The following is a 12839-nucleotide window of genomic DNA, read 5'->3' as shown; positions in this document are numbered from 1 at the left end:
GAACCCTATGCCAAACAAAGACCCCACCCTCTGGGCTGCCCTGCTGGCCTGGCTGATGGACAACTGGCCTGCTGTCTATGGGGCACTGCTGGCACTTGCCATCGCCTTCCTGCGCATCACCTATGCCGGTGGGCGGGGTCGCCGCCGGCTGATCGAATCCCTGTTGTGTGGCCTCATCACTTTGGCGGCCGCCACCGGGACCCACTTGCTCGGGATCCCCCAGGAGGCCACCCCGTTACTGGGTGGCATGGTGGGACTGCTTGGGATCGACATCATCCGAGATCGGGCAAAGACGGTTTTCAACAAGAAGGAGGGCTGACATGGCGCTGCGCTGGATTGAAGAGGCTCGCAAGTTCTTGGGCCTCAGAGAGATTAAAGGGCCCAAACATGCCCAGGCCATTCTGGACATGTGGAAGGCGATCAAACGGGGCGGCATCAAAGACGATGAAACCCCTTGGTGCGCCGCCTTCGTGGGCGCTTGCCTGGAACGGGTAGGCATCCAATCGACCCGCTTTGAGAGTGCCAAGAGTTACCTGGGCTGGGGCGAAAAGCTGGATCGCCCTGTACTTGGCTGCGTGGTGGTGTTTACCCGTGACGGTGGCGGCCATGTGGGATTCGTGGTCGGCAAGTCACCCTCCGGCAACCTGCTGGTGCTCGGTGGCAACCAGGGGGATGAGGTGAACATCCGTGAATTCCCGCTGACCCGTGTCACCGGATACCGCTGGCCATTGAATGAGCCCTTGTCGGTAGGTGAACTGCCTGTCGGTACGCCTGCCCAGTTGTCGATGGGGGAAGCATGAACCCACTCAAGGAGCTGTTCTCCAACGTGTTGCTTGGCTTGGTACTGGTCATGGGTGCCGCCCTGTTCCTGGGCGGTCGCATGCTGGATAGCCGTGGCAAGGAACTGGCCTCGGCAACGGAAACCATCGGCACCTTGCAGACGGCCAACGACCAGCAGGCCATCCAGATCGAAACACTGAAACGGGACGAAATCGGGCTGCGCAAGTTGCTGGGTACCCAAAACGCCGCCTTGGCCGAGCTCGACAACCAGAACAGGAAGACCGCCGATGAACTGCAACAAGCCTTGGCCACGCCGCCGACAGGCCGCCCGGACTGCGCTCGCGAGCCTTTGCCTGCTGGCGCTCTGCGCCTGCTCCAGCAAGCCCACCACAGTGGTGAAAACCCAAGTAGTGAAGCGGCTACCGCCGCCGGGGCTGGTGCCCCACTGCCCGGAGCCTGACTTTACGGGGAGCACCTACGGCGACGCAGTGCGGTTTATCCCCACCCTGCAGACGACAATTCGCCGCTGCCAAACCCAAATCAACACCCTGAACAACTGGATTGAACAAGAGGAAAACAACTAATGGCAACACCGATCATCACCCTTGAAGTAGCCGGTAAAGAGCTGAAGTTCGCCCCTACCATGGTGGCCTATAACAGCCTACTCAACGGCATGATGCCCAATGACAAGGTGGCTCCGACCCACAACTATCTGAAAAAGATCGTCTGCCAGGAGAGCAAGGACGATCTGGATGAGCTGCTGAAAATGCCGGGTGCCGCCATGCAGCTGGCTGGTGCCATCAATTCGAAGTTCGTACCGGCACTGGAAATCACCGTAAAAAACTGACCGCGCGCGCCGAGGCCATTGAGCGCAATTCGATTGAGCAGGTGATGGCGCTGCGGCGCCACTACCTGCCCCACGAAGATGACGATCTCGACAGCCTGGCTCGCGCCATCTGGTTAGACAAGCACGCAAGAGAGTCCAACGTCGCCGCCGTGGCTGAGGGCATCGTAAAAGCATTCAACGGATAACGACTATGGCCTGGATGGAAAAGCTGATGATGCAGGTGGCCCTGGTGGATCAGGTCACCAAGCCGCTGCAAGGCATAAATGCCCAAATTGACCAGGTTAGCAAGGCCGGTCGTCAGGGCTGGAGCAATATGGCGATGGGGGCCACCACGGTGGCTGCCGGCGGCATGGCCATCCAGTCAGCCCTTGGCCCTGCCATCGAGATGGACAGGGCGCTGGGTGAAGTCGCCTCCCTCGATGTGCAAAAGGATGTGCTCGGGGCACTGGGGCGCGAAGCCCTATCCCTGTCGGTGAAGTACGGCGAATCGGCCGCAGAGATTGTCCGTTCCTCCTACGATATCCAGTCCGCGATCGCGGGGCTGGAGGGGAACGAGCTGCCCGCTTTTACCCGAGCCTCCACCACCCTGGCCAAGGCCACCAAGGCCGACACTGCCACCATCACCAACTACATGGGCACCATGTACGGCATCTTCGAGCAGCAGGCCAAGATGATGGGCAAGGCCAACTGGGTGGAAGATTTGGCAGGTAAAACCGCCACTGCCGTGCAGATGTTCAAGACCACCGGCCAGGGTATGGCTGATGCTTTCGGGGCCATCGGTGCCAACGCCACTGCCGCCGGCATCTCGATGGATGAACAGTTCGCCGTACTCGGCCAACTGCAAGCCACCATGAGCGGGGGCGAGGCTGGTACCAAATTCAAAGCCTTCTTGGCGGGGGTAGGCGGTGCCCAGAAGGCACTCGGCATGCAGTTTACCGATGCAGCGGGCAATATGCTGCCGGTGCTCACCGTGCTGGATCAGCTCAAGGGACGCTATGGCGAAACCCTGAGCGTGGCAGAGGGGGATGAGCTCAAGAAGGCATTCGGCTCTGATGAAGCTGTCAGCATGCTCAAGCTGCTGATGACCAACACCAAAGCGCTGGGAGTAAATATCAACGCGCTGGCCAACACCCACGGCATGGGCAAGGCCGAACAGATGGCTGCTTCCATGACAGACCAGTGGCAGCGGGTGGAACAAGGCTGGTTCGCCATCCGTGCCGCCGCCTTTGGCGTGGTGCTACCCGCCATCAATGCAGTGGTCGGCGCCTTTGCTGATGGCGCCAATGATGTACTGCGCTGGACTCACCTCTTCCCGAACCTGACCAAGGTAGTGAGCTACGCCATGCTCGCCATAGTGGGCCTGAGTATGGTCACTGGCGCCTGGATGCTGATAGCCGGGATCGCCAAGATGGCGACGCTGGGGCTGGGAATCGCATGGTCACTGATAACCGCCCCGCTCGGCCTGCTTAACGCAGGTCTGGCAACCTTCCGAGCCATCATGCTGGCCGTCAATATTGCCATGTATGCCAACCCTATCGGCCTGATCATCGCCGGGATAGTGCTGCTGATCGGTGCTGTCGCAGCAGTCATCTACTACTGGGATGACCTGAAAAAAACCTTCTCCGATTGGGGCGTGTTCCAGTTGCTCGGTAAGTCCATCGACTGGCTGATCGACAAGCTCAACATGATCCCGGGCGTCAATATCGAGGGAGGCTCCATGCCTGACCTCAACTTGCCGAACCCCGAGAACATCAATGCCCCGCTCGCCCGTTATCGCCAGGGCGGCCAAAGCAGCATCCCATCTGGTGGCATTGGCCAGCAGCTGATCCAGGCCAATGCGGCTGCGACGACCGCCAACCAGAAGCCGACCAAGGCCATTCACATCGGCGAAGTGCACATGACCAGCCAGAACCCGATGACGCCGGAGCAGATGGCCGAGAACGCTTGGTTGGAGACGCCGTGATGACCGAGCCCATGATCCAAGAACCAAAGTACATCGACATCCTGGTGGTAGACGGCGCATGGCAGCTCGATGCCGGTGGTCAGCCGCGCATGACGCAAGACCGCCACAGCATCGGCCAGGACATCAAGCACCGCATCATGGAGTCGGGGCTGGCCCGCAAGCTCATCGGCGAGCGAAGCCCTACCCTGCGCGCCGACGTGATGACCGAGATTGAGCTGCTGGTCGAGAACGACGAGCGCCTGATCCCGGGCACCATCGTTATCAGCGAAGAGGCACCAGACCGGATCCTGGTCACCGCCCGCACCTATGAATTTGGCTCCCTGGAGGTAACCCTGTGAACCTGCGCCCAACTGTGGATTTTGTGGCCCTGCTGGCGAAAAGCGGGGTACCGACAACCGAGCAGGCCATGGAGGTCGAGCTCAAGAAGGAGGTGGAGGCCGCCGGGTCGCTTATCACCAACGACAGCGATGTTTCACCGTTCTGGCGTCTGGTGCGCGGCGTGGTCATCACCCCGGCGCGGTGGCTGATCCGCACCCTGCTGGCGGGCCATGTGCTGCCAGCCAGCTTTGCCGCCACCGCCAATGATGCCTATCTCGACCTCAAGGCGTGGGATGTGGACCTCACCCGCAAGGCCGCCCAGAAGACCCGGGGCCTGGTCAACTTCATCAAGGTCAACCCGAGCGAGGCCGTCACCATCCCGGCCGATGTCTGGATCACCACCGAGCGCATCAACGGCACCATCTACCGCCTGAAACCGCTGCAAGAGGTGGTGAGCCCCGCCGGTGAAGCCGTGGCCAAGGTAGTCTGTGAGGCGGAGTTCGCCGGCGGCGCCTGGAATCTGGCCCCCGGCTATTACAACCTGCTGAGCAAACCGGTGACCGGCATCCTGTCAGCTCGCAACGCTGACCGGGATTGGATCACCACCCAGGGTGCCGATGCCGAGAGCAATGATGCCCTTGGCCTGCGCATTCAGAACCAGTTCTCGGCGGTGGGGCGCTATCACATCGACGCCATCTATCGCTCCATGCTCGCCAGCGTGGCGGGGATCCGCGCCGACCATATCTTCTTCGAGCACGACGCACCGCGGGGCCCGGGTACCGCCAATGCCTTCATCCTGCTGGAAGTGGGTACCACCCCCGCCAGCTTGATCGAAAAGCTCAATGACTACGTGAACAACCAGGGCAACCACGGCCACGGCGATGACCTGCAGGTGATGGCCATGCCGGAAACCGAGCACTCGCTGCACCTGGAGCTGTGGCCAGCCGAGAACATGACCGCCGAACAGCGGCTGACACTCAAACGTGAGGTGGAGCTGATGGTGAAGGCGGCCTTTCGCCAATCAGCTGACTATCCGTCAGTGACCCGGGCGTGGCCGCAGTCTCGCTTTTCCCTGAGCCAGCTTGGCCGCGAGCTTCATCAGGCATTCACCGAGATAAAGAGCCTGCACTTCACCGAGCTGGATATCGTCTCTGGCCTCGCCATCCCGCGCCTGAGTGCGCTGGAGGTGTTCCTCCATGACTAAGACCACCGAGCTCAACCACCAGGACAAGGCCCCGCAGCTGCCAGACAGCACGGCCCCCTGGTGGGAAGACGGCAAGACCATCGCCGAGGGGGTGCAAGAGCCGGCATTCCTGGCCAAAGGCATCATGGCCTTCTGGCGCCGCCTGCGCGGCTGGCTGTTGCAACCGCTGACCCAGCAAGACCCGATGACCTGCTCGGAAGCCATGCTGGCGCTGATCGCCTGGGAGCGGGACATCACCCGCTTCAAGGGGGAGCCGCTTGACCTGTTCCGCAAGCGGGTGAAGTACGCCTTCATCAACGCCCAGGACTCCGGCGAAGTGGCCGGTTTCAAGCGCATCTTTGAGCGTCTGGGCATCGGCTGGTGTGAGCTTCATGAACGCCAAGACGCTACCCCCTGGGACGTCATCACCATCGAGGTGGCCGACAGCGCCTTGGCCGCCAATCAGCAACTGATGGAGACCTTGATCCAGCACTACGGCCGCACCTGCCGCCGTTACCGCTTCCAGGTGCTCTACCCCGCCGTGGGCTACCTGCATGCTGGCCGCATCGACATGGGTCACCAGGTATTTGCCGCAACCCTCAATAAACCCGCCTGCAAGGGGTACTTGCGCGCCGGTCAAATCCATTTCATTCAACACGTTTACGGGGCAAGCCTGCCCCGCAAGGAGTCCTGATGAGCCAGGTCATTACCAACGCATTCGAACAATATTGGCAGTCTAGCCTGGCCGCAGAGCAACCGGTCGTACTGGATGAATTCATCCTGGCTGATATCCCGAATCTCGATATCACCTCCCCCATTGACCCGGACACCGGCCTGCCGCCGGAAAGTCAGATCGTGCACCGCCAGAACGTGGACCAGCGCGGCCGCATCAACAACAACGCGGTGGCCTACACCATTGTGATGGATACCACGGTCGGCGACTTCTCGTTCAATGCCATGTACCTGCGCAACAAGCAGAACGGCGTGATCGGGATGATTGTCTACAAGGGGCGCGAAACCAAGCTAAAGACCGACCAGACCACCGGCCAGACCGGTAACTCCCTGGTCAAGTCCATGCTGATGGGTTACGACCAGGCCGCAGAGGCCACCCTCACCAACGTGGATGCCGGCACTTGGCAGATTGACTATGCCGCCCGCTTGCGCGGACAGGATGAAGACCTGCGCCAGCTGGCCAGCCAGCTCTATGGCCATCACACCTTCATCGGCGATGGCTTCAAGGTCGTGCAGCAGGATGGCGGCCATCAGGTCACCCAGGGCGTGGCCATCGTCGGCGGCCTGCGCATCGAGCTGAAACAGCCAGAGGTCATTTACCCAGGTACCAAGCCGATCGGCGTCTGGGTAGATGTGCATCGATCCGGTTCGCTGCTCTCTGAGCATCAGAACCATTTCACCATCATCACCAGCGTGGCGGATCTGGCCGACCATGTGGACAGCAATGGCTATCCGCACTACGTGGCCAAGTTGGGGACACTGGACCTATTGGGTGCAGTAGATGATGAAAGAGGGGTTATCCAGAACGCTGGGAATTTGGGAGAGACCCGCCATCTTTGGGCTCGTTCATTGGCTGAAGCTGGTTACCATCTGGTAGATGGATCTTTCGAGTCGGGAGCGTTTCTTGCCAAACGAAATGACGCCGTATTGTTTGAGAGCAATGGCAAATGCTTCGTATGGGCAGGGGAGTTCCCGATCCATGGGATCGACATTCCAAAGAAAAGCACTCCGGAATCAACCGGAGGTGCTTCATGGCGCTATGTTGATGACAGCCTCAGAGGGGAGCTGTTCGCAGGGCCTATCGTTGAGAGAGATGGCGCCGCAGCACTGAGAGACTTCATCTCAATCCATGAGTTTGGGGTGGTGTTTGATAATGTGACAGATAACACAGCCTCGCTAACATCGGCATTCACAAGTGGCAAGACCATACAGATACCGGACCCTGGCAAGGGTAACTATGCCATGATCTCCGATACTGTTAAAATTGGTAACGGAACGGTCGTCATTGGACCAGGCCGAGATAAGCTGGTTATAAAAGCCATGCCATCAATGGATGGTGCTAAAGACTGTATCGCAACCAGCGTTTATAAAGGCCCCAATCTGGCTTATGATGATTTTGTACACCTTCTTAATTTTGGCATCCATGCCAACGGGCTCAACAGAAGCAAGGCAGGCGATGGGGAGTGGGGGCGAGGAATTAGATTCGGAGCTGCCAGACATAGCTCTATCCAGAATGTGAAAGTTGTGCAACCACTGCAGCATGGTGTGGATATTACCAACTATGATGATGATGACATTGCGATAGGCCATGCCGGTGTGCCGCAAGGAATGTCTAGTAATGTGCTATTGAAAGATGTGATCGTAGTTGATGCGCTTTACGATGACGGGATTACAACTCACTACTGCCATGATGTAACCATTAAAGGTTGCACAAACATTATCACTGATGCAACCAAGTCTGTTCATCAGTTTCAAGTTAACAGTAAGGGGATCGAAGTTGACGATGGCAGTTACGATATTCTGGTAGAGGATTGCCACTCATATTGCAACAACACTGAAGTAACAGCATTCTCAATATCCACACATGCCAATGCGCCAGCAGCATATAATATAAAGTTCAAAAACTGTAATGGATATGGTACCCGCTGCCTTATCAACGCATGGTCCGACAAGAATACTGATGCAGCTCATGGAACCACGAACTGGAAGAGCCGAAATATTGTCTTTGAGGGGATTACTGGGGAGAAGGGGTGGTTTGACAAAACAAACCCTATATTTCCGAACCGCATTGTCGAAATTTCTGGCTTTATGGATGTGGAGATAAATGACATCACTTATCGTGTTTCAGGTAGTGATGACAGTTACGATGCGCCGGTCAGTGTTATCAATATGGCTGACGCTATCGGTGTCAAGATGCGAAACATCAAGATCACCGGTGTACCACAGATTCCAGTTGTAGCACCGACAGCTGCTCGCACTGTGGGTTGGATTAGGGTGTCAGGAAATAGTGCAGACCTTGAGCTTGATGGTTTCCATATCAACACTCTCGGCTATTTCAACCGTATAGTTGGAGATAGCTCTGCAAATGCATTTACATCCATTCAAAACATTCGAGTGGATGAATCACCAACTGATGGACAAGCAAAAACAGCAATTGTATCTGGGTCGCAGAAGCTAAAAACAAAGAACATTACCGTTCCTGTTGGTGTTGCTCCGTACGCTATAGGGAGAACATTTAAAGATTACCCAGAAGGTGACTATGAGTTAAATCAGCTAACACACAAAGTCATTGTCGGTGGGTATAAAATAGTTTCAGAGACGCTAGCTGATAACACACAGGCAAAGCCTGGACTGTTTTTTGACAACCAGTTCTCGTCGCCAGATTTTTTCTCTGGCAAAGGTAGCATTGCTTACCGAACATCAGAGGATAAGCAGTCATCATTTACTATATGTGCCTATCACGATGATACGAACAAATATGTTCCTGTTGTTAGGATACAAGACACGTTAGGTGCAAGATCCTTCGAGCCTGGGGTAGATGACACAACTGTTCTTGGCAGAAACGTTTCCAGATTCAAAACTGGATACTTTGCTTCGAACATTATTGTCACATCCGATGAAAGGGAGAAAAGTCGGCCTTTTGATATTGAAGACGCGGCCTTAGATGCTTGGGGCGATGTCAGCATCATCGTTTATCAGTGGATTGAGTCAATCATCCATAAAGGGGAGGAGTCTGCTCGCTGGCATTATGGTGTAATCGCTCAGCAGGTTCGAGATGCGTTCAAAAACAGGGGGTTGGATGGCACGAAATACGGTTTGTTATGCTATGACGAATGGCCTGACAAATACGTTAGTGTTTATGAGTCAGTTGAAGTTGAGGACGGAAAATTTATCCAGGTTGAAACTGGAGAAAAAATACAGACCCAAATAGCGGGGAATCGATGGGGCCTTCGTCCAGACCAATGTTTTTGGATTGAAGCGGCATATCAACGCCGTCAAATGAAACGGATCGAGTCTAGGCTTGCTCTGCTGGAAAAGGCTGATTGATATGCGGCAAGAACCATCAGCTATTTTTCAACAGCCAATAACGGTATCAGGTCGATGCCTCGTTGTTACGAATCATCAGTATGAAGTAGGCAAAACACAGGGCAGCCAGAACACGCTGGCCTCCCCAAACGCCATCAAAGCCATGGCCGCCAAGCTGCAAGATGGGGCAGACCCCCATCTTCCGGCTGGCCCGCTCCATGCGGTGGTCTGGCTGGTTGCAGGTACCAGCGAACAGGAGCTGGCTACCAAGCTGGCCGAGGTCTGCGCCGTGCTGCCGTTGCCAGAGTGGTGCGCGACCCTGCGGCGCCTCACCGCCAACAACGACACCATGGCCCAGCCAACAGCGGCCATGGTGCCGCGCTGGAAAGCCGACGAGCCGCTGATCTGGGAGCCGTTGCGCCACCGCTTGGTGCTGACAGCGGCCAATGATGCCTTGCAGGAGAGCGAGGGGAATTCGCCGGCACCGGCGACCACCCGCACCAAGCTGGCCGTGCTGGCCGCCAAGCGCGCTGCCCGGGTTGCCGAACTTGGCGAAGCGCTGGCCCACAAGCCCAGCCTTGCTGGGATGCTGTGGAGCTGGCACGGCTATGGCGATCTGGCCAGCCTCGCTGCGCAGCTGCTCGACAGTGAGCACCCTGACCACAGTCACAGCATGACCGTTGGCGCCCTGCTGCTCTCCCCTTCCCCCCTCACCTACTGGCAGGAGTTAACCCAATGAGTAGAACGGCCATGCTCACCCTGGACGGTGAGCCCATTGTGATGAAGTCGATGCGGATCTCCGCCTCGATGCAGTTCCAGGATAAAGACAACAGCGGCCAGACCAGCAGCACCAGCAGTTCGGAGCAGGGCGAGAAGGCCAAGGAGATCGATGTTTCAGGGCTGGTACCGTTCAAAGACGAGAAGACCCTGAGCCGCCTGTTTGAGTTGGCTGATGCCAAAGGTGACGGCGGAAAGCGCCATATCTACCGGGTCGGGTCGCTGCTCGCCAAGTCGGTGAAGGTGCGCCAGGCCAAGTTTGCCGGCCGCATCACCGCCAGCGAGCAAGAAGGCCTGCTGGCGTGGCAGGTGCAGTTCACCCTGCGCGAACATAACTCGGTACCGGAGAAGCGCGAGCAGCGCCTCCCCAAGGCTGCAGCCACCGTGGGGCAAGGCACCGCCAATGCCACGCCGGCGAAAACAGACAGCAGCGCTGCAGCGTCTGAGCAGGAGCAGCTCAGTTCCTGGGAGAAGGTGATGAAGGGGCTGGATGACAAGCTGGGAGACGTAATGGCGTGAAACTATCGACCAATCTGACTTTGGGGGGTAAACCAGCCCACCTGGTTGACCATGATATCGTGCTCGACATCTCTGCCGGTGGCCGTGCCTCCCTGACCATCGAAGGGACTGCAACAAAGGGGCAGACCCTGACCCTGGATACCGGCTACAACGGTGAACTGCGCCGCTGGTTCACCGGTTATGTCTATGACGTCCAACCCGCCGCCAACGGTGCCAGCAAGCTGCTATGCCGTGAGCTGGCCGGGATCCTGGGCAGCAAGTTCCCTGTCAGTATCCAGCATGCCACCCTGCGCAGCCTGCTGGCCTGGCTGACCGACCAGACCCAACTCACCTTCTTGCTGCCAGACGGGGCAGACTACACCGACACCCCGATCCCCAACTTCACCAGCGCCGGCACCGGCTATCAGCTGCTCGATAATGCGGGCCGCGCCTTCTCGGTACCGGACTTCATCTGGCATCAACAACCGGATGGCGCCATCTTCGTGGGCAGTCATGCCCATAGCCGCTGGGCAGATAAGGCGGTGGAGCTGGATCCGGCCTTCTCGGCCCGCCAAGCGGGTAACACCATCACCCTGGCCCCGATCCCGGCCATGCGCCCGGGGGCCATCGTCAACGGCAAGCGGGTGGAGCGGGTACGGCTCAAGGGTGACGAAATGACCCTGACCACAGCCACACCAGGTAAACCGGTGAAGTCGCCGGAGCGGCGTAAGATGGAGGGGGAGTTCCCCGAGCTGGCCGACAAAATGCACCTGCCCAAGTTCGGCAGGGTCGAGGCCATCAGCGACCAGGCCGCCGCCGGTCAGCTCAATGACCCGTTTCGTCCTCGCTATGCGGTAGATGTCCAGCTGTATGGCGAGAATGGCGAGCCAGATGAAGGGACACCGCTCTATCGAGCTGTACCGCTGCCGGTCATGTTCGGCGGGCCTGAGCAGGGGCTGATGCAGTTCCCCATCGAGGGAACCATGGTCGAGTTGGGTTTTGCCTTTGGTCGTGCCGATCGCCCGTTCGTCCGCACCATCCTGGGCACTGGCTGGCCTCTGCCGGATATCGCCCCGGGCGAGCAGCTACAGCAGCAACGGGCCGAGGTGTTCAGCCGTACCGATACCGTGGGCAACCAGTCACGCCATACTGACCGCTGCCAGCACGACAAGGCCATGCAGATGATCCGCGAGGCGGACGAGTACCAGGGCGAGTTCGGTCAGCACCGGATGAGCGTCTTGGCCAGTAGCGTGGAAGAGATCGGGGGCATGAAGTACATCGAGGCGCTCGGGGATATCGAACTGCTGACCGCCGAAGACATGATCCTGGGCAGCGCCGGTAACATGAGCCAGACAGCAGGCGGCAACCTGGATGAAGATATCGCCCTGGTTCGTCGGGCACTTGCCGGCGAGCTGCAGCACTTCGAGTCACCCAAGTCTTGGATGGGTAGCGATGGGGTGAACATCTTCCGCCTGCTCAACAAGCTGATGGACGTGGTGCAGCAACTGGCCGCCACCGCCGCCAGCCATAACCACGGCGGCCCACCGCCAACCAGTGCCGATACATTCATCGGCCAGAGCGAGCAGGCCGGCCAACTGGCAAGCACCCTCTCCCCCATCATCGAGTAACCCACCAAGCGAAGAAGGCCCCACACCGTGGGGCCTTCTTCTATCTGCCTGACAGCGCCTGAGCATGGCCAGGGAATGGCGCCGCATGAAGAGGCACCATCGGGCAGGGCTGCATCATACGTGAAGCCTGGGCACGCTCACAGCCTCCGAGCACACGGCGGCGACGCCCACCGCCGCGTCTGCGCCACGGAAACCGCGCTCTTCCGCTCCCGCCTGCGCGCCTCATCAATAAAAATTTTTGCAAAAGTGGATTGCCGCAAAACCATAGGCCCAGACCGCGCCAGATAAAGGATCTGCGGTCCATTGAGGATCTGAAAGGATCGAAAGAAATTGCAGGGTTTTACAGTTCGGCGGGGCTCTGGATAGCGAAGGTGAAAACGTAACTCGTTGAATATATTAGGGTGGTCGTACTTTCCGTGAGGATTTGAATGATTGGGAAGGATCCGGTTTGCCGCGAGGGAAAGGATAGAAGGCGTTTTGTTTCAGCCAGTTAGGTGCAATGAGGGCCGATTTGATAACTGAAATTTTGAAAGGGCGCGGCAGCTTGGGTGCGCTGGCTGGCCTGCCCCACGGAAAATAGTTTTTCTGTGAAGTGTGTCCGGTCACGCTTGGTCCTGACCTAGTGGAAGTGGACACGACAACAACCCGATCACCTAAACCTAGGTGGACACGATGTGGACACATCGCCATGTTGAGGGCCCAGAAAAACTTAAGGCCACCCGCTTGGGTGGCCTTAAGTCATTGAATTCTAAATGGTGCCCGGGGTCGGACTCGAACCGACACGATTATTCATCGGCGGATTTTGAA

Annotated in this window: 13 protein-coding genes; all 13 read left to right on the top strand. The window is 58.0% G+C overall.

Annotated elements, in window-relative coordinates; all coding sequences use genetic code 11:
- Positions 1–7 precede the first annotated feature (7 nt).
- The 13 genes from GWQ22_RS14755 (at position 8) to GWQ22_RS14695 (ending at position 12032) form a co-directional block, all read left to right on the top strand.
- Entirely contained in the window at positions 8–319 is a 312-nt protein-coding gene (locus GWQ22_RS14755; protein WP_275930769.1) for a phage holin, lambda family, read from the top strand.
- Between the two features lies 1 nt (position 320).
- Positions 321–800: a TIGR02594 family protein gene (locus GWQ22_RS14750; RefSeq protein WP_275930768.1), complete on the top strand. Its 480-nt coding sequence runs from the start codon at positions 321–323 to the stop codon at positions 798–800.
- On the top strand, positions 797–1240 hold the full coding sequence (locus tag GWQ22_RS14745; RefSeq protein ID WP_275930767.1) for a hypothetical protein: 444 nt from the start codon (positions 797–799) through the stop codon (positions 1238–1240). Before GWQ22_RS14750 ends, GWQ22_RS14745 begins: the two co-directional genes overlap by 4 nt.
- Positions 1241–1363: 123 nt before the next feature.
- Entirely contained in the window at positions 1364–1627 is a 264-nt protein-coding gene (locus GWQ22_RS14740; RefSeq protein ID WP_275930766.1) for a putative phage tail assembly chaperone, read from the top strand.
- A gap of 44 nt (positions 1628–1671) precedes the next feature.
- Entirely contained in the window at positions 1672–1812 is a 141-nt protein-coding gene (locus GWQ22_RS14735) for a hypothetical protein (protein WP_275930765.1), read from the top strand.
- Between the two features lie 5 nt (positions 1813–1817).
- Complete coding sequence (locus GWQ22_RS14730) at positions 1818–3590, top strand: phage tail tape measure protein (protein WP_275930764.1); 1773 nt, start codon at positions 1818–1820, stop codon at positions 3588–3590.
- A gap of 14 nt (positions 3591–3604) precedes the next feature.
- The gene (locus tag GWQ22_RS14725; RefSeq protein ID WP_275930795.1) at positions 3605–3928 is read left to right on the top strand and encodes a DUF2590 family protein; all 324 of its coding nucleotides are present in this window, start codon (positions 3605–3607) and stop codon (positions 3926–3928) included.
- The gene (locus GWQ22_RS14720) at positions 3925–5112 is read left to right on the top strand and encodes a baseplate J/gp47 family protein (protein ID WP_275930763.1); all 1188 of its coding nucleotides are present in this window, start codon (positions 3925–3927) and stop codon (positions 5110–5112) included. Before GWQ22_RS14725 ends, GWQ22_RS14720 begins: the two co-directional genes overlap by 4 nt.
- Positions 5105–5785 (top strand): phage tail protein, encoded by a 681-nt coding sequence (locus GWQ22_RS14715; protein ID WP_010636097.1) that lies wholly within the window; start codon positions 5105–5107, stop codon positions 5783–5785. The genes GWQ22_RS14720 and GWQ22_RS14715 overlap by 8 nt, the downstream gene beginning before the upstream one ends.
- Positions 5785–9150 carry a phage tail protein gene (locus tag GWQ22_RS14710; RefSeq protein ID WP_275930762.1) on the top strand — a complete coding sequence of 1122 codons (3366 nt, stop codon included), beginning with the start codon at positions 5785–5787 and terminating at the stop codon, positions 9148–9150. Before GWQ22_RS14715 ends, GWQ22_RS14710 begins: the two co-directional genes overlap by 1 nt.
- Positions 9151–9292: 142 nt before the next feature.
- The gene (locus GWQ22_RS14705; protein ID WP_275930761.1) at positions 9293–9868 is read left to right on the top strand and encodes a hypothetical protein; all 576 of its coding nucleotides are present in this window, start codon (positions 9293–9295) and stop codon (positions 9866–9868) included.
- Complete coding sequence (locus GWQ22_RS14700) at positions 9865–10425, top strand: hypothetical protein (RefSeq protein ID WP_275930760.1); 561 nt, start codon at positions 9865–9867, stop codon at positions 10423–10425. Before GWQ22_RS14705 ends, GWQ22_RS14700 begins: the two co-directional genes overlap by 4 nt.
- Positions 10422–12032: a hypothetical protein gene (locus GWQ22_RS14695; protein ID WP_275930759.1), complete on the top strand. Its 1611-nt coding sequence runs from the start codon at positions 10422–10424 to the stop codon at positions 12030–12032. Before GWQ22_RS14700 ends, GWQ22_RS14695 begins: the two co-directional genes overlap by 4 nt.
- The last annotated feature ends 807 nt before the right edge of the window (positions 12033–12839 follow it).

The organism is Aeromonas sp. 1HA1 (assembly GCF_029237385.1).
In the GTDB taxonomy this organism is placed as follows: Bacteria; Pseudomonadota; Gammaproteobacteria; order Enterobacterales; family Aeromonadaceae; genus Aeromonas; species Aeromonas popoffii.
Note: the sequence above shows the minus strand (reverse complement) of the source record. Positions and strands in the feature narration are given on the sequence as shown.